The 19,278-nt window shown below is 69.5% G+C and carries 21 protein-coding genes; 13 read left to right on the forward strand and 8 right to left on the reverse strand.

Annotation, left to right across the window (positions count from 1 at the left end; genetic code table 11):
* Positions 1-20 precede the first annotated feature (20 nt).
* The 9 genes from grpE (at position 21) to AB0M59_RS24940 (ending at position 9,533) form a co-directional block, all read left to right on the forward strand.
* Positions 21-494: a nucleotide exchange factor GrpE gene (grpE, locus tag AB0M59_RS24900; RefSeq protein ID WP_364618967.1), complete on the forward strand. Its 474-nt coding sequence runs from the start codon at positions 21-23 to the stop codon at positions 492-494.
* Complete coding sequence (locus AB0M59_RS24905) at positions 491-2,329, forward strand: dynamin family protein (protein WP_364618970.1); 1,839 nt, start codon at positions 491-493, stop codon at positions 2,327-2,329. Before grpE ends, AB0M59_RS24905 begins: the two co-directional genes overlap by 4 nt.
* A gap of 104 nt (positions 2,330-2,433) precedes the next feature.
* Positions 2,434-3,141: a hypothetical protein gene (locus tag AB0M59_RS24910; RefSeq protein ID WP_364618973.1), complete on the forward strand. Its 708-nt coding sequence runs from the start codon at positions 2,434-2,436 to the stop codon at positions 3,139-3,141.
* Between the two features lie 294 nt (positions 3,142-3,435).
* Positions 3,436-5,256, forward strand: a complete 1,821-nt coding sequence (locus tag AB0M59_RS24915; RefSeq protein WP_364618976.1) for a phosphoenolpyruvate carboxykinase (GTP) — start codon at positions 3,436-3,438, stop codon at positions 5,254-5,256.
* Between the two features lie 63 nt (positions 5,257-5,319).
* Positions 5,320-6,162: a TIGR03621 family F420-dependent LLM class oxidoreductase gene (locus tag AB0M59_RS24920; RefSeq protein WP_364618978.1), complete on the forward strand. Its 843-nt coding sequence runs from the start codon at positions 5,320-5,322 to the stop codon at positions 6,160-6,162.
* A gap of 13 nt (positions 6,163-6,175) precedes the next feature.
* On the forward strand, positions 6,176-7,051 hold the full coding sequence (locus tag AB0M59_RS24925) for an LLM class F420-dependent oxidoreductase (RefSeq protein WP_364618981.1): 876 nt from the start codon (positions 6,176-6,178) through the stop codon (positions 7,049-7,051).
* Positions 7,048-7,653 (forward strand): ABC transporter ATP-binding protein, encoded by a 606-nt coding sequence (locus tag AB0M59_RS24930; RefSeq protein ID WP_364618983.1) that lies wholly within the window; start codon positions 7,048-7,050, stop codon positions 7,651-7,653. The genes AB0M59_RS24925 and AB0M59_RS24930 overlap by 4 nt, the downstream gene beginning before the upstream one ends.
* Positions 7,647-8,924, forward strand: a complete 1,278-nt coding sequence (locus AB0M59_RS24935) for a DUF6297 family protein (protein WP_364618986.1) — start codon at positions 7,647-7,649, stop codon at positions 8,922-8,924. Before AB0M59_RS24930 ends, AB0M59_RS24935 begins: the two co-directional genes overlap by 7 nt.
* 30 nt (positions 8,925-8,954) lie before the next feature.
* Entirely contained in the window at positions 8,955-9,533 is a 579-nt protein-coding gene (locus AB0M59_RS24940; RefSeq protein WP_364618989.1) for a hypothetical protein, read from the forward strand.
* On the opposite strand, the gene AB0M59_RS24945 is transcribed toward AB0M59_RS24940, so the two are convergent.
* The gene (locus AB0M59_RS24945; protein ID WP_364618991.1) at positions 9,530-9,802 is read right to left on the reverse strand and encodes a helix-turn-helix transcriptional regulator; all 273 of its coding nucleotides are present in this window, start codon (positions 9,800-9,802) and stop codon (positions 9,530-9,532) included. The genes AB0M59_RS24940 and AB0M59_RS24945 overlap by 4 nt on opposite strands.
* A 355-nt stretch (positions 9,803-10,157) precedes the next feature.
* Here AB0M59_RS24945 and AB0M59_RS24950 point away from each other — a divergent pair, with 355 nt between their 5' ends.
* Positions 10,158-10,436, forward strand: coding sequence for a DUF3311 domain-containing protein (locus AB0M59_RS24950; RefSeq protein WP_364618994.1), 279 nt, complete (start codon positions 10,158-10,160; stop codon positions 10,434-10,436).
* The gene (gene mctP, locus AB0M59_RS24955) at positions 10,433-12,088 is read left to right on the forward strand and encodes a monocarboxylate uptake permease MctP (protein WP_364618997.1); all 1,656 of its coding nucleotides are present in this window, start codon (positions 10,433-10,435) and stop codon (positions 12,086-12,088) included. Before AB0M59_RS24950 ends, mctP begins: the two co-directional genes overlap by 4 nt.
* Here the strand turns inward: mctP and AB0M59_RS24960 are convergent.
* From AB0M59_RS24960 to AB0M59_RS24970, 3 genes are read right to left on the reverse strand one after another with little or no spacing between them, the layout of a single operon-like run.
* On the reverse strand, positions 12,085-12,687 hold the full coding sequence (locus AB0M59_RS24960; protein ID WP_364619000.1) for a hypothetical protein: 603 nt from the start codon (positions 12,685-12,687) through the stop codon (positions 12,085-12,087). The genes mctP and AB0M59_RS24960 overlap by 4 nt on opposite strands.
* Before the next feature lie 19 nt (positions 12,688-12,706).
* The gene (locus AB0M59_RS24965) at positions 12,707-13,879 is read right to left on the reverse strand and encodes a DUF6596 domain-containing protein (RefSeq protein ID WP_364619003.1); all 1,173 of its coding nucleotides are present in this window, start codon (positions 13,877-13,879) and stop codon (positions 12,707-12,709) included.
* The gene (locus AB0M59_RS24970) at positions 13,876-14,241 is read right to left on the reverse strand and encodes a YciI family protein (protein WP_364619006.1); all 366 of its coding nucleotides are present in this window, start codon (positions 14,239-14,241) and stop codon (positions 13,876-13,878) included. The genes AB0M59_RS24965 and AB0M59_RS24970 overlap by 4 nt, the downstream gene beginning before the upstream one ends.
* 79 nt (positions 14,242-14,320) lie before the next feature.
* Here AB0M59_RS24970 and AB0M59_RS24975 point away from each other — a divergent pair, with 79 nt between their 5' ends.
* Positions 14,321-14,893, forward strand: a complete 573-nt coding sequence (locus AB0M59_RS24975) for a peroxidase-related enzyme (protein ID WP_364619009.1) — start codon at positions 14,321-14,323, stop codon at positions 14,891-14,893.
* Here the strand turns inward: AB0M59_RS24975 and AB0M59_RS24980 are convergent.
* The 4 genes from AB0M59_RS24980 to AB0M59_RS24995 all read right to left on the reverse strand — a co-directional run bounded on the left by AB0M59_RS24980 (position 14,890) and on the right by AB0M59_RS24995 (position 18,540).
* Positions 14,890-15,819, reverse strand: a complete 930-nt coding sequence (locus AB0M59_RS24980; protein WP_364619012.1) for a bifunctional helix-turn-helix transcriptional regulator/GNAT family N-acetyltransferase — start codon at positions 15,817-15,819, stop codon at positions 14,890-14,892. The genes AB0M59_RS24975 and AB0M59_RS24980 overlap by 4 nt on opposite strands.
* A gap of 231 nt (positions 15,820-16,050) precedes the next feature.
* A complete protein-coding gene (locus tag AB0M59_RS24985; RefSeq protein WP_167379635.1) occupies positions 16,051-16,200 on the reverse strand; it encodes a hypothetical protein in 150 nt (49 codons plus the stop codon).
* Between the two features lie 261 nt (positions 16,201-16,461).
* On the reverse strand, positions 16,462-17,652 hold the full coding sequence (locus AB0M59_RS24990) for an ATP-binding protein (RefSeq protein WP_364377976.1): 1,191 nt from the start codon (positions 17,650-17,652) through the stop codon (positions 16,462-16,464).
* 153 nt (positions 17,653-17,805) lie between these two features.
* Positions 17,806-18,540, reverse strand: a complete 735-nt coding sequence (locus tag AB0M59_RS24995) for a MerR family transcriptional regulator (protein ID WP_364619015.1) — start codon at positions 18,538-18,540, stop codon at positions 17,806-17,808.
* Positions 18,541-18,711: 171 nt separating this feature from the next.
* On the opposite strand from AB0M59_RS24995, the gene AB0M59_RS25000 reads away from it, so the two are divergent.
* Positions 18,712-19,257 (forward strand): DoxX family protein, encoded by a 546-nt coding sequence (locus tag AB0M59_RS25000; protein ID WP_364619018.1) that lies wholly within the window; start codon positions 18,712-18,714, stop codon positions 19,255-19,257.
* Positions 19,258-19,278: the final 21 nt, after the last annotated feature.

Raw genomic sequence — 19,278 nt, forward strand, 5'->3', positions numbered from 1 at the left:
ACCGGGACGGGGTGGTGCTCATGGCGTGGTTTCGCAGGGACGGATCCGTCGAGCCCGACGACACCCCCACCGGTCAGATCGCGGCGGTGGACATCGCCGAGATCATCAAGCAGGCCGACGCCGAAAAGGGAACCGGCGCCGGTGAAGGTGCGTCGGACACCGATGTGCACCCCTTGCAGCAGGTCACCGATCTCGAGCGCGCCCTCGCGGATCGTCAGGCGCTGATCCAGATGTGCCTCTACGCGCTGGACCGCGCGCGCAGCGGCGGCGTCGTCGAACGCCTCGAAGAGGGGCTCGCCGCGATCGGCGTCCAGGCCCTGCGGCCGGACGGCCAGCGCTTCGACCCGGCCCGCCACGAAGCCGGCGGCGCGATCCCCACCGAAGACCCGGCGCTCGACGGCGTCGTCGCCGAAACCGAGGTCACCGGGTTCGCCGACCACGACCGCCTGCTGCGCGCCCCGATCGTCACCGTCTACGCGAAGAAGACCCCGTGAGCGCACCCACCGCGCCGAGCCTGCCCTCGCAGGTCGCGGCGGCGCGAGACCAGCTGCTGACCGTCGTCCGCGACGCCGACCCGGCCGCCGCCAAGTGGGTCGACACCGTCCGGCGGGCCCGCCCGAAGAAGCCGGCCGTCGTGGTCGTCGGCGAAACGAACCGCGGCAAGAGCTCCCTGGTCAACGCGCTGCTTGCCACGCCGGGACTGTCCCCTGTGGACGCCGACGTCGCCACCGCGACCTACCTGGTGTTCGACCACGCCGACGCGTGGGGCGCGCAGGCCTGCTACCCCGGCCAGCTCGCGCCGGTGCCGATCGACCTCGGCCAGCTGATCAACTGGGTCTCCGCCGCGCACGAGCTGCCGCCCGGTCAGATCCCGCCGCGGTACGTCGAGGTCACCGGGCCGGTGCCGCTGCTCGAGCGGCTCTCGCTGGTCGACACCCCCGGCGTCGGCGGGCTCGACTCGATGCACGGCGAGCTCGCCAAGGAAGCCGCCGCGGGCGCGACCGCGCTGCTGTTCGTCGTCGACGCGTCGGCGCCGTTCACCTCGACCGAGCTGCAGTTCCTGCGTGACGTCGGCGAGCGCGTCGAGACCGTGGTGTTCGCGCTGACCAAGGTCGACATGTTCCGCGGCTGGCGCGAAGTCATGGCGGCCGACCAGCAGCTGCTTCGCGACTACGCGCCACGCTTCGCCGACTCGGTGTTCCACCCGGTGTCGGCGCGGATGTTCGAGACGGCCTCGAAGGCGCCCAACGAGCAGATGGCCGCGATGCTGCGGGAGAAGTCCGGCGTCGCCGCGGTGCAGACGGCGCTGCAGGAGCTGCTCGTCGGCCGCTCGGCCATGCTCGGCGAAGCGAACACGCTGCGCGCGCTCTCCAGTGCGTTGGGCGAGCTTAAGGCGAAGCTGCAGGCCGAGAGCCGGGCGCTGTCCGCGGGCGAGGCCGAGGCCGAGCAGCTGCGCGAACGCCGTGACCAGCTGCAGGCCGAGCGCCGGACGTCGACCCGCGGCTGGCAGCTGAAGCTGCGCGGCGAGGTGCAGCGCACGCGCGTCGAGGTCCTGCACGAAAGCAGCCGGCAGATGCGGGACGCGCAGACCCACTTCCGTCAGCTGATCGACGCGGCGAAGCGTGACCAGCTGGCCGCGTTGCCGCAGCAGGTCGACATCGCGCTGCAGACGACGTCGCAGCGGATCTCGATGCTGCTCTCCCAGCGCCTGAACCAGGTCACCAACGTCTCGCTGTCGGAGCTGTTCTCCGCCGAGGAGCTCGACGTCATCCGCGCGCAGTTCGCCCGCGCCGGCGGCCCGCCGGTGGTGCTGCGGCCGCCGGACAAGAAGCCGCCGACGGCCGAGGACAAGCTGCTCGTGTTCATGGGCATCTCGGGCGGCGTCGGCGCCGGCAAGGTGGCCGCGCTGCCGCTGGCCGGCGTCGCGATCCTCAACCCCGTCGTACTGCCCGCGACGATCATCATCGGCCTCGGCGCCGGCTGGTGGATGGCCCGCACGCGCAAGCACGCGGCCGACAAGCAGCACATGAAGCAGTGGCTGGTCGAAGCCATCGCGGACGCCCGCTCGACGCTCGACCAGCTCGTCGCCGAGCAGCTCATCGAGGCCGAGCAGCAGCTGTCGATGGCGCTGGACGAAGCGCTCGGCCGGCGCATCGACGCGATCGAAGCCGAGCTGAAGGAAGTCGACAAGACGATCAAGATGGGCGCCCAGGAACGCGCCAAGAAGATCACCATCGTGTCGAAGCGGCTCAAAGAGGTCAGCGACGGCCGCGAGCGGGCCGAAGCCTTCCTGACGCGGATCCGGGCACTGCGGGACAAGACGGCCTGACCGTCCGTCCGGTTGTGGAGCGGAACCGAACGGGCCTACGGTGAGTCATACCCTCCGACAGCAGGTCAGAGACGGCGTTACCCGGTTCAAAGGGGGCAGTTCCCATGTGGGTCGACGAGAGCGGCGGCAGCGACACCGATGCCGGCGGCACCGAGGCGATGACCGTCCACGTCGACGGCCAGGAGTACCAGGCCGAGGTCAACTACGACGTGAACGAGGACGGCGTCAACGACACCGCGATCGTCGAGCACGACGACGGCACCTCCCAGGCCTTCATCGACACGAACCACGATGGGGAAGCCGACCAGTACGCCGTCCTGGACGAGACCGGGCACGTCGTCGAGCAGGCCGTCTACGACGAGGCCAGCGGTGAGTGGGTCGAGGCCTCCGGGGGCGGCCACGACGACTCGGACACCGGCGGCCGCGACGACGGCTCCGGCGGCCACATCCACGCGGACATGCCGGACGGCGAGGTCGACGCGGGCGCCGCGACGATCGACACCGACCACGACGGGCACAACGACACCGCCATCGTCGAGACGAAGAGCGGCGGCACGATCGCCTTCACCGACAAGGACGGCGACGGCGAAGCGGACATCGCCGTGCAGACCGACGCGGACGGGACGACCACGACGTTCGAGCACAGTGGACCCGGCCAGTGGACCGAGGTCTCGAGTGGACTGCTGGACTCCGGCGAGCAGCAGCTCGGCGACCCGGCCGACGACGCGGCGTGGGGCGCGGCCGGAACGCAGACGCTGGAAGGCGTCGCGCGCATCGACTCCGGCACCGGGCAGTGGATCTCCCCCAACTGATAGTTGCGCAGGTCACAGTTTGAAAGCCCGAAGCTCCGGCCTCGGGCTTTCTTCATGTCTTCAATAAAAGAGAATCCGCCTTCTGAATCGATTCCCTTATCGGTCTTGTGAGAGAACGTACACGTCAGCTCTCGGTTACCTGCTGGTCATGCGGTTACTCTCGAAGAATCCCAAAACCCGCACACCGGTCGTCAGCCGGTGTGCGAAGCCATTCGGCCGCAGGCAATGAAGCCCGCACCGGAACAGCGTCGTTCCCGGTGCGGGCTCATTTGTCGTCGGAAGTCAGGAGTAGAGATGACCGCAGTCGCCATCCCCGGACTGGACACCGCGCCGACGACGCACAGTGGCGTGCTGTCCTTCGTCCGGGAGGTCGCCGAGCTGACCAACCCGGACCGCGTGGTGTGGGTCGACGGGTCCGACGAAGAAGCCGCCCGGATCAACCAGGAGCTGGTCGAGGCCGGGACGTTCGTGCAGCTCAAGTCCAAGCCCAACTCCTTCTGGGCCACTTCCGACCCCAACGACGTCGCCCGCGTCGAAGACCGCACCTTCATCTGCTCGGAGCGTCCCGAGGACGCCGGTCCCACCAACAACTGGATGGACCCGGCCGAAATGAAGGCCACCATGACCGAGCTCTTCCGGGGCTCGATGCGCGGCCGCACGATGTACGTCATCCCCTTCTGCATGGGTCCCCTCGCCGACGAGAATCCCAAGCTGGGTATCGAAATCACCGATTTCGCCTACGTTGTCGCTTCGATGCGCGTGATGACCCGCGCGGGCAAGGCGGCCCTCGACAAGTTCGTCGCGCCGGATGGCAGCGAGCGGGAATTCGTGCCGGCTCTCCACTCCGTGGGCGCGCCGCTCGAACCGGGCCAGAAGGACGTTTCCTGGCCCTGCAACACGACCAAGTACATTTCCCACTTCCCCGAAGAGCGCGCGATCTGGAGCTACGGCTCGGGTTACGGCGGCAACTCCTTGCTGGGCAAGAAGTGCTACTCGCTGCGCATCGCGTCGGTGATGGCCCGCGACGAGGGCTGGCTCGCCGAGCACATGCTGATCCTCAAGCTGATCTCGCCCGAGGACAAGGTCCACTACGTCGCGGCCGCGTTCCCGAGTGCCTGTGGCAAGACCAACCTCGCCATGCTGCAGCCGACCATCCCGGGCTGGCGCGCCGAGACCCTCGGCGACGACATCGCCTGGATGCGCTTCGGCGAAGACGGCCGCCTGTACGCGGTCAACCCGGAGTTCGGCTTCTTCGGCGTCGCGCCGGGCACCGACTGGCACACCAACCCGAACGCGATGCGCACGATCGAGAAGGGCAACACGGTCTTCACGAACGTCGCCCTGACCGACGACGGCGACATCTGGTGGGAGGGCATGGAGAACAAGCCGGCCCACGCCACGTCGTGGAAGAACCAGGACTGGACGCCGGACTCCGACGAGAAGGCCGCCCACCCGAACTCGCGCTACTGCACGCCGATGTCGCAGTGCCCGATCCTCGCGCCGGAGTGGGACGACCCGAAGGGCGTGCCGATCTCGGCGATCCTCTTCGGTGGCCGTCGCAAGACCACGGTGCCGCTGGTGAACGAGGCCCGCGACTGGCAGCACGGCGTGTTCATGGGCGCCACGATGTCCTCGGAGACGACGGCCGCGGCCGCCGGCGCGGTGGGCAACGTGCGCCGCGACCCGATGGCGATGCTGCCGTTCCTCGGCTACCACGCCGGTGACTACTTCAAGCACTGGCTGAACCTGGGCAAGAACGCCGACGCGAACAAGCTGCCGAAGATCTTCTACGTCAACTGGTTCCGCCGCGGCGACGACGGCCGGTTCCTGTGGCCGGGCTTCGGCGAGAACTCGCGGATCCTCAAGTGGGTCGTCGAGCGCGTCGAGGGCAAGGGCAACGCCGTCGAGACGCCGGTCGGCTTCGTGCCGCGGGCCGAGGACCTCGACACCGAGGGCCTGACCGAGCCGATCGAGGACATCCAGGCCGCCCTGGACGTCAAGCCCGAGGAGTGGCGCGAGGAGCTGCCGCTCATCGAGGAGTGGTTCCAGAAGATCGGCGAGGTCCCGACCTCGCTGCGTGACGAGCTCGACGCGCTGGCCCAGCGCCTCGCCTGAGTCTCTCCTGAGCAGAAGGGGACGTCCCGAGGGACGTCCCCTTCTGCCTGTACTTTCGGGTCCATGAGACCGTTCCGCTTCGGGGTGGCACTGGTGGCGCCCGGCTCACGGGCCGACTGGGTGGCGAAGTGTCGTCGAGCCGAGGACCTCGGCTACGACGTCGTCGGCGTGGTCGACCACCTCGGGCGGGTCGCGCCGGTTCCCGCGCTGCTGCTCGCCGCCGAGGCCACCGAGCGGGTCCGGCTGAACACGTTCGTGCTCAACGCGAGCTTCCACAACCCGGTGCTGCTGGCCCGCGACCTCACCGGGCTCGACGAGTTCACCGGCGGCCGTCTCGAGGTCGGGATCGGCGCGGGGTACGTCCGCGCGGAGTTCGAGGCCGCCGGGATCGAGTGGGGCACTCCTGGGCAGCGGTTCGACCGGGTCGTCCGCGCGGTCACCGAAATCGAGCGCGCGTACGCGTCCCGGCCCCGGCCGCCGCTGCTGCTCGGCGGCCGCGGCGACCGCATGCTGACCTTCGCCGCCGAGCACGCCGACACCATCGCCTTCACCGGCACCGCGCCCGGCGCGGCCGAAGGGCGGCTGGCTCTGGCCGGCCCCGCGGCGCTCGCCGAGCGCGTCGACTTCGTGAAGCGCGCGCTCGGCGGTCGTGACGCCGAGCTCAACCTGCTGATCCACTTCATCCGGATCACCGATGACCGGCGGGGTGCGCTGGAAGCGGCCCACCGGCTCGTGCCGCACCTCGGCGTCGACGAGCTGGGTGCGCTGCAGACCGTCGTCGCCGGCTCGGCGGAAGCGGCGGCCGAGCAGCTGGTGCGCACGCGGGAAACCCTCGGCGTCAGCTACTTCACGGTGATCGAAGAGGACCTGACCAGGCTTGCCCCGGTGATCGAGAAGCTCCGGTGAGTACGTTGTCCGTATGACTGGGGATTTCCGCTTCGGCGTCAACATGGTCGTGCCGGACAGCCGTGCCGCGTGGGTCGAGAAGTGCCGCAAGGTCGAGGACTTCGGCTACGACGTGCTGTCCGCGGCCGACCACCTCGGCATGGCGCCGCCGTTCCCGGCGCTCGTGCTCGCCGGCGAGGTCACCTCGCGCGTCAAGCTGAACACCTTCGTGCTCAACGCGCCCTTCTACAACCCGGTGCTGCTCGCGCGCGACGTCACGGGCACCGACCAGTTCACCGACGGCCGGCTGGAGCTGGGGCTCGGCGCGGGGTACGTCAAGGAGGAGTTCGAGGCCGCGGGGATGCCGTTCCCGTCCGCGCGCGAGCGCGTCGACCACCTCGAGCGGACGATCACCGAACTCAAGCGGCTCTACGCCGACCCGGAGCACAAGCCGGGGCCGGTGCGTCCCGAAGGACCGCCGCTGCTGCTCGCCGGCCGCGGCGACCGGAGCCTGACGCTGGCCGCCGAGCACGCCGACATCATCGGCTTCACCGGCACCGCGAAGTCGCCGGACGGCGGCGCGCCCGCCCCGGCCAGCGCCGAGGACATCGAGGAGCGCGTCAAGTTCGTCCGGTCGAAGCTCGGTGGCCGCCAGGTCGAGTTCAACCTGCTCTGCCACTTCGTCCACATCACCGACGACCGCGCGTCGGCGCTGGAAGAGCTGGGAAAGCTGACGCGGGGCATGCTGAGCGTCGATCAGCTCGCCGAGCTGCCGACCGCGCTGATCGGCTCGCCCGCCGCGGTCGCCGAGCAGCTCCACGCGCACCGCGAGCGGTTCGGCCTGACCTACTACACCGTCCTGGAGCAGAACATGGAGCAGTTCGCCCCGGTGCTCGAAGCACTCCGATGATCGACGCGAAGGGCATCGGCGTCCGGGCCGGCGATCTCTGGCTGTTCGACGACCTGGACTTCTCCGTCGATCCCGGCGAGTGTGCTGCGATCGTCGGGCCGAACGGTGTCGGTAAGTCGACTCTGATGCGCTGCTTCTACGGCATGCAGAAGCCGCAGCGAGGCCGCGTGCTCGTGGACGGCAAGGCGCCGGACGAACGGGACGTCGAGTTCCGCCGCAAGGTGTCCGTGTTGTTCGACGACTCCGACTTCTTCGCCGAGCTGACGCCCATGCAGCACCTCGAGCTCCTGTCCGGCACGTTCGGCGCCGACCTCGGCGACCACGAGGAACTGCTGCGCGACGCGGGTCTCGGCGAACGCATGCGCGTCACCTCCGGCCACTTCTCCGCGGGCCAGCGCCGCCGGCTGCTCCTGCTCGGCGTCACCGCTCGCCCGCACCGGGTGCTGCTGCTCGACGAGCCGGAGCGCGCGCTGGACACCGCAGGCAAGGAGTGGCTGGTCGAGGTGATCGCCCGGTCGACGGCGGCCGGCGCGGCGGTCGTGGTCGCCACGCACCACCCGCCGCTGCTCGAAGCCGCGGACAGCGTGCTCGAACTGTGGTGACACTCGCGCCCCGCCGGATGCGGATCCCGGGTCGCAAGCGGTTCGGCGGGATCTTCAGCGGCGACACGGCTTCCTTCGTCTTCCTGTTCGGCTTCGGATTCCTCTTCACCGCGTTCTTCCACGTCGACGCGTGGCGCCAGGCCGTCTACGGGTCGTCCCACGTGGACTTCCCGGCCGTGCTCGGGCTGCTCACGCTCTGCTGCGCGGTGGCCTGGCGCGGCCTGCTGCGCCGCGGGTTCGTGTGGGTCGAGCCGGCCGAGCTGACCTGGCTCGACTTCGCGCCGGTGGACCGCGGCCGCGTCGTCACGCTGCGGCTGCTCGGCGCCTGGACCGGCGTAGTGACGGTGACCGGTTACTCGGCCGCGTTGATGCTCGCCGTCGGCGGGGCCGGGCTCGACCAGTGGCGCGCGGGCATCGCCGTGGTCGCCGCGACCGCGGTGGTCGCGTTCGTTTCGGCCCGGCGGACGTCGCTGCGGTTCGACGCGTTCGGGCCGCTGGTACTGGCGGTCCTGGGACTGGCGGTCGCCGCGTTCGGCGTCGGCCCGGAGGCGGTCGAGTTCGGCGCCGCGGTCGTGCTGGTCGCGGCGCTCCCGCTGGCGTTCGGCGGCGAGCCGGTGCCGCGCGCGGGCCGGTCCGCGCTGCTCGCCGGGTGGGACGGCCGGGTGCTGCGCTCGGTCGCCGTCACCTTCCTCGACCCGATGATGCTGCTCCCGCCGTCCGCGCCGATCGGTCTTTCCCTCCGGCCGCCGACACCGTTGCGGCTCGCGGTGGCGGGCACGCTCGGCCGGTCGCGCTACGCGGGGGCGGTGGTGCTGGTCGGCTTCGCGGTGGTCGTCGCGCACATCGCGCTGCCGACCTTGCCGGAAGCGGTCCTGGCCGGCCTCGGCGCGTACGTGGCGCTGACGCCGTTCGGCGCCGGGCTCGGCGAGCTGTGGCGCAACCCGGGCCGTCGCCGCTGGCTGGGGTCGTCGAACCGCGAGCTGGTGCTGGCGCACGGCGTGGTGCTCGCCGTCGCCGGCCTGGTCTGGGCGGCCGTGCTCGCGGTAGTGGCCCTCGCGGCCGGGACGTCGTTCACCGCGAGCGCGTGGCTGGCCGTGCCGTTGGCGGTGCTGTCGATCCTGCGCACGGTCACGCGCACGGCCGTCGACTACGCCAACCCGGGCTTCGTCGACACGCCGATGGGACCAATGCCCGCCAACCTGACCCGGCAACTCTTCCGAGGGCTCGACCTGCTGGTCATCGGCATCGTGGTGCTGTCGGCGGCCATTTGACCTACGCTCGTTCCGACGAAGGGAGCACTCGTGGGCGGCGGACACGCACCGGGCGTCGGGCGGAGGGCGACCAGCGAGTTCCCGCCCGGCTGGAGCAACGAGCACATCATCTCGGTGGTCAAGGACGTCGCGAACGACCCGAGCGAAGCCCGGTGGCAGCAGCGGAACGGCCGCTGGCGCTGCGCGGGCGAGCGGTTCACCGTGCACTTGATCGTGCTGGTCGAGGAGAACGGCCAGGTCCACACGGCCTACCCGGTGGCGGGCCCCGGAGTGACCCGCAACCCCGACGCGGCCCGCGACCCGGCGAACCCGACGGTGGCGGACCTCAAGGAAAACCGGATCAGCTTCTTCGCCGACAGCGTCCTGACCAGCCTCGCGGACCGGCTCTCCCCGGAGGAGTACACGCACTACCGGACGTTGCTGTGGTCCGGCGAGTGGGAGGAGCTGGCCGACGTCCTGGCGGCCCACGCCGTCAAGGTCGGGTTCGGGTTGTCGGCGGACGAGTTCTCGGATTTCGAGAGGCTGTTGAACAGCTACGACTTACCGGTCCCGGCGTGCGCGTTCCTCAACGACCGCGAGCACATCCTGAACCAGCTGCGCCCGGTCTAGCTCGCCTGGGAGAGCGATGGCGACCCCACCGGGGCGACAGCCGCCCGTAGCTCCTCCAACGGCAACCCCACGGCGTCCGCGATAGCCGCCACCGTGAAGAAAGCCGGCGTGGGAATCCGCCCGGTCTCGATCTTCCGCAGCGTCTCGACCGAGATCCCGGCTTCGCCGGCGACGTCGACCATGCTCCGGCCGGCCCGCGCCGCGCGCAAAGCCTGGCCGAGGCGCTCGCCTCGTTCGCGCTCGTCGTCTGTCAGCGGTACGCGCACCATGAGCGTGATTCTAATACCACTCGAGTTGTCCACCGCCTGTGGACAACTCTGTGCACAGGTGTGGAAAGGGCCCCGCCGAGCCGACGCCCGACGGGGCTCCACAACACCTAGTGGCTTCAGGCGCCCGGAGGCACCGGAAGTGCCACACCCGGCAGGCTCTGGTCGTTCGGCACCACGCCGTCGACCACGTAAGCCTCCACGACCTTGTCCACACCCGCGTTGCCGTAGGCGGAGATCCCGGGGTCACTCTCACCGGTGAGCGTCAGCGATCAAATCGATATCGGACAGACGTGACGCGCCGTCACCGAGGTTCTAAGGTCAGGCGGTCGGTTACGGGAGTGTTAGGTGAGGTCCGATGTCGACTGAGAAGCACGACGGGAAGGTGCGCGGGTTGCGGTTCAGCCCGTGGAACCTGCTCTTGATCGTCCCGCTGCTGGTCCTGGTCACGCCACTGTTCAACATGGACGGTCCACGGCTGTTCGGGATGCCGTTCTTCTACTGGTTCCAGTTCCTGATGGTCGCCGTGGGGGTGCTCAGCACCTGGATCGTCTACATGATGACGCGGGACAAGCGGACCACCGGCGCGCCGGACAAGCTGAGCATCGAGGACCTGGACGAGGGGGACGCTCGATGAGCAACCTGCAGTGGCCCGAACTGATCATCTTCACGATCCTGTTCGCGCTGGTCACCGTCCTCGGTTTCATGGCCTCGCGCTGGCAGCGGGGCAGCACGCTGGACCACCTGGACGAATGGGGCCTCGGCGGCCGCAAGTTCGGCTCGTGGGTCACGTGGTTCCTGCTCGGCGGCGACCTCTACACGGCGTACACCTTCGTCGCGGTGCCCGCGCTGGTGTTCAGCGCCGGCGCGCTCGGCCTGTACGCGCTGCCGTACACGATCGTCGTCTACCCGATCGTGCTGCTGCCGGCGCTGCGGATGTGGTCCGTCTCGCGGGTTCGCGGTTACGTGACCCCGGCCGACTTCGTGCGCGGGCGCTTCGGCTCCCCGATCCTCGCGCTGCTGGTGGCGATCACCGGCATCGTCGCGACCATGCCGTACATCGCGCTGCAGCTGGTCGGCCTCGAAGCCGTGCTGCGGACGATGGGCATCAACGGCTCGGGCCTCGTCGGGCACCTGCCGCTGCTGGTCGCCTTCGTGATCCTGGCGTTCTACACGTACCAGTCCGGCCTGCGGGCGCCGGCGCTGATCGCGTTCGTCAAGGACATCCTGATCTACATCGTCATCCTCGTGGCGATCATCTACCTGCCCTCGAAGCTGGGCGGCTGGTCGCACATCTTCGACACGGCGGCGAAGAAGCTCGGCACGCCGAGTCCGGCCACCGGCAAGCCGGCCGGGTCGATCCTGCTGACCGCCAACAACCAGCTGCAATACGCGACGCTGGCACTGGGTTCGGCGCTGGCGCTGTTCCTCTACCCGCACTCGCTGACCAGCGTGCTGGCCTCGCGCGGGCGCAACGTGATCAAGCGGAACATGGTCGCGCTGCCGGCGTACTCGCTGGTGCTGGGCCTGCTGGCGCTGCTCGGGTATGTGGCGATCACGGCGGGCGTCAAGCCGCTGACGAACGCGGCCACCGGCAAGGCGGACGGCAACACGATCGTCCCGGTGCTGTTCGACACCCAGTTCTCGTCGTGGTTCGCCGGCATCGCGTTCGCCGCGATCGGGATCGGCGCGCTGGTGCCGGCCGCGATCATGTCGATCGCCGCGGCCAACCTGTGGACCCGCAACATCTACAAGGAGTACATCCGCAAGAACGCGACGCCGGCCGAAGAAGCGAAGCAGGCGAAGCTGGCTTCGCTGGTCGTGAAGCTCGGTGCGGTGGCCGTGATCATCCTGATCGACCCGCAGTTCTCGATCGACCTCCAGCTCATCGGCGGCGTGCTGATCCTCCAGACGCTGCCGGCCGTGGCGCTCGCGCTGTACACGCGCTGGTTCCACCGCTGGGGCCTGATCGCGGGCTGGGTCGTCGGCATCGGCTGGGGCCTGATCATGCTGTACGGCATCCCCAACCCGGCCAACGGCAAGCAGCACTTCGGCGGTTCGGCGCTGGCTCTGGGCAACATGTCGATCTTCGGCTGGCACCCGTTCTCGGGCTCCCAGGTCCAGATCTACGTCGGCTTCGTCGCCCTGATCGCCAACCTGGTGGTCGCGGCGATCGTCACGGTCATCGCGCGCCGGATGAAGATCTTCAACGGCACCGACGACACCAACGCCGAGGACTACCACGCCGACGAGAACGACAAGGACCTGCGCCCCATCGGGGTCCACTAAGGACGGAGTCGCTTGACCATCGTCCGCGAAACGAGGTAGAGCACCACGCCGTTGAGCAGGTGCCAAAGGAAGTGCGTGCCGGCCGGGACGTAGTCGCACACGTCCCGGTCGAGCGCGCGCAAGCTCAGCGAGAGCGCGAAAACCGCACCCGCGACGGCGAAGTGCGTCCAGTAGACGTCACGGCGGAAGGCCAGAAGCGCGGCGAAGATCCCGAGCCCGATCAGCGCGGAGAGGTAGAGGCCACCGCCCAGCAACGCGGTGACGACGGTGAGCGCGAGGAACGCGGGCGCGGCGAGCCAGGCCAATCGCCAGTTGTAGAAGACGCGCGCGAACAACACGACGTAGACCAGTACAAAAACGAGGATGCTCACCGAGTCCGCGGTGGCGGCCCAGCGCGTCGCGAGCAGGTGGAACACCGTGCTGGCCGCGAAAACCAGCCCGATCAGCACGGCGAGCAGCCGCCCCGTCCGGTTGCCGGTGGCCAGCCGCCAGACCAGCACCGCGGCGACGAGGAAAGCAAGGTTGCTGAGACTGTTGAGCGGCTCACCCCAGAGCCCGGGCGCAACTCGTTCGCAGTACCCGTCGACGTAGTCCGTCACGAGCACAGCCAACCAGGTATCAGCCGCACTGGGCCAGGCGCCGCTCGAGGAAAGCCCGCTGCGGCCCGGAACACGGCAGGTCGAGCGCTCGCCGGTAGTGCCGCGCCGCCTTGTCGGAGTCCCCGGCCCGCAGGTACAACGCCCCCAGCGCGGCGGACCACGGCACGTGCCCGGCGAGTTCTGTCCGCAGCGCTTCCACCTCGGCGATGCCGGCCCAGGGCCCGCCGACCTCGGCGAGCGCGATCGCCCGGTTGAGCCGCACGACAACGGACGGCCGCACGAGCAGCAGATCGTCGTAGAGCGCCAGGATCCGCCGCCGATCCGGCTCCGGCGCGGTGTGGCACAACGCGATGGCGGCTTCGACGTGGAACGCCGACAGTTCGGGCCCGGCGCAGGACCGCTCGAAGACCTGCGCCCCTTCCCGCACGAGTGCGGCGTCCCACCGGCTCCGGTCCTGTTCGTCGATCGGCAGCAGCTCGTCGCGCGCCGGCAGCCGGCTGGCCTGCAGCAGCTGCAGCGCGAGCAACGCGCCGACGCGCGGCAGGTCGGTCCGCGCGTCGGCGATCAGCAGCCGGGTCAGCCGGATCGCCTCGGCACACAGCTCGCGGCGCACCACCAGCTCGCCGGTCGTGGCCTGGTAGCCCTCGTTGAACAGCAGGTAGAGCACGTCGAGCACGCCGTCCAAGCGTGCCTCCAGCGGCTCCGGCACTTCGACCGCTTCGCCGGACTCACGGAACCACTTCTTCGCGCGCACGAGTCGTTGCGCGACCGCGGATTCCTTCGCCAGCAACGCCGGAGCGATCTCCCGGACGCCCAATCCGCCCACGATCTTCAGCGTCAACGCGACTTGGGAGACGCGCGGCAGCGCGGGGTGGCAGCACCGGAACATCAACGCCAGTTCGCCGTCGTCCGCCTCCGGTACGCCCTCGGTCAGCAGGGGAAGCTTCGCGCGCAACGTCTTCTCGCGGCGCACGGCGTCGAGTGCCCGGTTGCGGGCGACCCGGAAGAGCCAGCCGCGTGGGTTGGCCGGTACACCGGAAACCGGCCAGCTGCGCAAAGCGAGTTCCAGCGCGTCGGCCAGGCAGTCTTCCGCCAGGTCCAGCCGGTCCGGTCCGAGCGCCCGGGTCAGGGTGGCGAGGATCGGTCCCGTGCTGTGCCGGAACAGCCGCTCGACCACCCCGGCCGTCGTCATCGCAGGTGGGCTTCGCGGGCGTCCTGGTCGGTCAGCGCGATCTCGTGCAGCACGAACCGGCCGATCCCGTCCTCGGCGATCGGGTGCTTGAGAAACAGCTTCGCCGCTTCATCGAGGCTGTCGGCTCGAACGACGATGTAGCCGGCGATCACCTCACTCGACTCCGTGTACGGCCCGTTCAGGACGGTGCTCGCGTGCACCACCTTCGAGTCCGGCGCCAGCCCGGCCGCGGTCACCAGCCGCCCGGCGGCCCGAAGTTCCTCCTGCCAGGCCAGGTACCGGTCGATCCCGCTCGCGACCAGGTCCGGGTCCGGCTCGACCGGCTCCGGCGGGAACACCATGAACGCGGCGAATGTCGGCATGTCGGCTCCTTCGTCTCCGCTGAGAATGGCCCCTAGACGAACGAGGCGCCACGGAATCGACACGGCTAGCGTGAAGCCCATGAGCGACGTGAGCCGATTCCCGGTGGTGGAACTCGAAGACCTGCCCGACGACCTCCGCGAGCGCGTCGGCGTGATCGCGGAGAAGTCCGGGTTCACGCCGAACATCTTCCGCGCCCTCGGCCACCGTCCCGCCGAGCTGCGCGCCTTCCTCGACTACCACGACGCCCTCATGGAGCGCTCCGACGGCTTGAGCAAGGCCGAACGCGAGCTCGTCGTCGTCGCGACGTCCGGGGCCAACCACTGCACCTACTGCGTCGTCGCGCACGGGGCAATCCTGCGCATCCGCGCCAAAGACCCCGAGCTGGCCGATCGCGTGTCGAGCAACCCGTGGCAGGTCGAGCTGGACGAGCGCGGCCGCGCGATCGTCGACCTCGCGCTCGCCCTCACCCAGGACTCCGCGTTGTTCGGCGAAGGCGACCTCGAAGCCGCGCGCAACGCCGGTCTCACCGACGACGAGATCTGGGACGTCGGCGCGATCACGGCGTTGTTCGCGATGTCGAACCGGCTCGCGCACCTGACCGCGCTGCGCCCGAACCCCGAGTTCTACCTGCTCGGCCGAAAGCCGCGCTAGAACTCCAGGCGCCAGGTCTCGTCGGTCAGCTTCGGGCCCCAGTCGGCGAAATCCTCTTCGCGGACGAGCTCGAACCCGGCCGCGCGGTAGATCGAGCGCGCCGCGGTGAGGATGGAAACCGTCGACAGCTCCATCCCGCGGTAGCCGTGCGCCCGCGCGAACTCGACGCACTCCGTGACCAGCCGCTTGCCGACGCCGTGGCCGCGGGCCGACGGCTCGAGCAGCAGCAGCCGCAGCTTCGCCGTGGCCTCGTCCGGCCCGCGGGTGCACGCGATGCCGCCGACGCGCTCGCCGTCGAGCTCGGCGATCCAGAACGCCTGCCGCGGGTCGTCGCGGTGCGCGACGAAGTCCGCGACGATGCGCGCGACGAGCCCCTCGAACCGGTCGTCGAAGCCGTACTCCCGGCCGTAGAGCGCGCCGTGCCGTTCCACCACCCATCCGAGGTCCCCCGGTCGTGGCGGACGCAGCACGAGCACCGGGTCGCGCCGGCGCTCGCCGACGAGGTCGCCGATCGTGCGCATGGCGGCCAGCAGGCGCTGCTGGTCTTCGTCGGCGAAACGACGCAACAGCCCGCTGATCTGCTCGGTGGAGCGGCGGTTGAGGAGGGCGTAGGCGTCCCGCCCGGCCACCGTCGGGCGCACGAGCTGGCGGCGGGCGTCCTCACCGGACCGTTCGCGCTCGATCAGCCCGCGCGACTCGAGGCGAGCGAGCAGCCTGCTGGCGTAGCCGGCGTCGAGGTCGAGACGTTTGCGCAGGTCGGTCACCGGCAGCGGGTCCTGGTGGGCGAGCTCGAAGAGCACACGGGCTTCCGGTAGCGAGTACTCGGCGTCCGCCGGTCCTTCGTCGAGCACGCCGATGACCCCGGTGTAGAGCCGGTTGAAGGCGCGGACCGCGGCCACCCGGTCGGCCACCTGAGCGTTGTTCATTGACCACCTCAACAAACTCGTTGACGAAGTCAAAGAATACTGCGGAAGCCGGCGAGGGCAAGAAGATTTTCGTACCCCGGACATGGGAAACCCCGCGATGCTGCCAGGTCGGGGGTCCGCCAGCATCACGGGGTCGTAGGGGGTATCGACGCCACTTTGGGTGGCGTTACAGCCTCAGCACTTTGTGGCATAGGTCACTCGAATGGGCGACCGCCACAGGTGGGGCCTGGGTCAGCGCATGTAGCCCGAGCGAGCCTGCGCGATCGCGATGAGTTCCTGACGGACCGTCGCGGTCGCGGCGGTGTCGATCGCCCGGTTCAGCGCCCGGCGAGTGCGAACCTCAGCGCGACGGGCACGGAGCTTGGCGGCGATGTTGTTCATCGGTTTCTGCATCCCCTTCGAGGGTCTTGGTGGCTTGTGCTTCTAGTATGCACCTTTTTTCACAAGGATTCCAATGAATGTCCGGTGACTTGGCGCACTCGCCGATGAATCATCGGCAAACTTGGGTAAGGACCGGAGGGATCGAGGGTGGCCGCGGTCACGACGAAGCAACCCCGTTACCGCTCTATAAGGAGCTATAGTGATTTTGCGATAGAAATCTAGTGATGCTCATAGATCACGAGACAGCCGGAAAAGTCCAGGTCAGTCGCGTCCGAGCAGGTAGTGGCCGAAGTGCGGCACGGTGAAGGCGATCTGGCCCCGCTCGGCGGAGTAGACGAGGCCCTTCTTCATCAGGCTGTCGCGGGCCGGCGACAGCGAAGAGGGCTTCCGTCCGAGGAACACGGCGACGTCGGCGGTGCCCGCGGGCTCGTCGCGTCCCTGGGTCAGCTCGGCCATCGCCTGCAGGTACTCCCGTTCGGCGGGCGTCGCGCGCTCGTAGCGCGAACCGAAGAAGCCGACCGCCAGCTCCGACTCCGCTTCGGGCGCCGCGACCTGGACGTCCTTGACCGTGATCGGGTCGGACGGCGCCGCGTCCCAGGCGGCCTTGCCGTAGGCCTGGATGAAGTACGGGTAGCCGCCGGAGGCGTCGAAGAGCGCGTCGAGCGCTTCCGGCTCGATGCCGGCGTCCTCGCGTTCGATCGGCGCCATCACGGCGAAGTCGGCGTCCTCGCGTTCGAGCCGGTCGATGCGCGCGTAGCGGAAGAGCCGCTCGGAGTACGACTTGGACGCGGAGAGCACGGCGGGCACGTGCGGCAGCCCGGCGCCGACGACGACCAGCGGTGCGCCGGACTGCGACAGCTCGTGGCAGGCGGCGCAGAGCGCGGAGACGTCGTCGGGCTGGAGGTCCTGGATCTCGTCGATGAACACCGCGACGCCGGTCCCGACGTCCGCGGCCAGCTCGGCGACGTCGGTGAACAGCTCGACGAGGTCGATCTCGATGTCCCCGGAGTCCGCGCGGCCCTGCGCGGCGGGCACGTCGATGCCGGGCTGCCAGCGGTCGCGCAGCTTCGCGTCGGCTTTGTTGGCCCGCAGCGCAAACGCTTTCAGCACGCCGAGCACCTCTTCGACCCGGTCCGGCGCGCGGTGCCGCACGGCGAGGTCCCGGATGGCCCGGTGCAGCGCGGCGGACAGCGGCCGCCGCAGCTCGGCGTCCGGCCGCGCCTCGATCTTCCCGGCGCCCCACTTGTGCCGCACGGCCATCGCGCGCAGCTCGCCGAGGAGCACGGTCTTGCCGACCCCGCGCAGCCCGGTGAGCACGAGACTGCGTTCGGGTCTCCCCCGCGAGACCCGCTCCAGCACCACTTCGAACGCCTTGAGCTCACGCTCGCGTCCGGCCAGCTCGGGCGGCCGCTGCCCGGCGCCCGGTGCGAAGGGGTTGCGGATGGGGTCCACTCTGCCAAGTTATCGGCGTATCTAGCGCGAGCCCGATATTCCGCCATAGACGGCTAGGCGTGTCGCCGAGGTTCGACCGGATGGCCGTACATAGAGACGAACAGGTCTGCAGCCCTGCTCGTCTCTACCCCCAGCGCGCACTACGACGTCGCGCTAGTCGCTCAGGTTCCGTTCCGCGTAGATCTTCATCGCGTCGCGGACGAATTCCGCCGCCGCGCCTTCGAACCCGTAGCGCGGGTCGTCGACGTACAGCCGACCCAGGCCCGCGAAGTAGCCCGCGGACACCGACGACACCGCCGGCCTGAGCCACGCGTGCAGCCGGCGCGCGATCGCCTGGACGTCGTCGGAGTCCACCGCGAGCCCGGCCGCGTGGGCCGCGCCGAACGCCGCGCCGATGTCCAGCTGCTCCTGCTGGTGGGCCTTCTTCTCCTCGGTGGACAACGAGCTCCACCACTGGTCACCGCGCCGGTAGGCCTCGGCGCCCCAGCGTTCGGTCACTTCCTTCTCGTACTTCGTGTGGTCGAAGCCGTCGAAGACTTCTTCTGCCATCAGTCGTTCACCTCCCTTCAGTTTCCGCAGCGTGGTCCGGACCGAGTCGATCTGCCGCCCGATCCGCCGCCGCTCCTGTTCGAGCAGCTCCAGGTGGGTCTCGAGCGCGGCGACGCGGTCGCGTTGCCCGTCCAGGACCTCCGCGATGGCCGGCAGCCCGAGGCCGAGTTCGCGCAGCAACAGGATCCGCTGCAGCCGGACGAGCGCCTGCTCGTCGTAGTAGCGGTAGCCGTTGCTGCCGAGACGGCTGGGCTCGAGCAGGCCGACCGCGCCGTAGTGGCGCAGCGTCCGGCTCGTGGTCCCGGCCGAGCGGGCGATGTCCTGGATCGACCACTCCATGACGTCGACGATAGAAGTTGACGCTGCGTCAAGGTCAACCACTAAGGCTTTCTAGATCTCTCTAGTGCCGTGGCGATATTTGCGCAGAAACCACGATGAGGGTTCGAGGGCAGGCCGAGCGGGCACTCAGCGAGTAGGTTCGACCAGGCAGCGGCCCGTACGAGGAAGGCAATGACCGTGATACTCCGTCGACTGGCACGTCCCCTGCTGGCAGCGATGTTCGTGACCGGCGGGATCAATGCGCTGAGGCACGCCGAGGGGCACGCGAAGGCGGCGGAACCCTTTATCAACGGCGCTTTCGCCAAGGTCGGCGACGTCGTCCCGGAGCAGGTTCCGCGCGACCCGGTGACGCTCGTCCGCATCGACGCCGTCGTGAAGATCGGTGCCGGCCTCGCGCTCGCCACCGGCAAGGCGCCCCGGCTCGCGGCCGGTCTCCTGCTCGGCAGCCTGGTGCCGACGACGCTGTCGACGCACAGCTTCTGGACCATCAAGGACCCGGGCGAGCGCCAGCAGCAGCAGATCCAGTTCTTCAAGAACGCGAGCATGGCCGGTGGCCTGCTGCTCGCGGTCAGCGACACGCACGGGAAGCCGTCGGCGGCCTGGCGCGCGCGTCACGCCGCGAAGGACGTCGGAGCCGCTGCCGGGAAGCTGAGCCGCAAGGCCGAGAAGCGCGCGAACAAGCTCGCGAAGCGGGCCCAGAAGGCTCTCCCCAGCTGATCCTGAAGTGCCGTCAAGGCC

The organism is Amycolatopsis sp. NPDC051371, from assembly GCF_040682155.1.
GTDB lineage: Bacteria > Actinomycetota > Actinomycetes > Mycobacteriales > Pseudonocardiaceae > Amycolatopsis.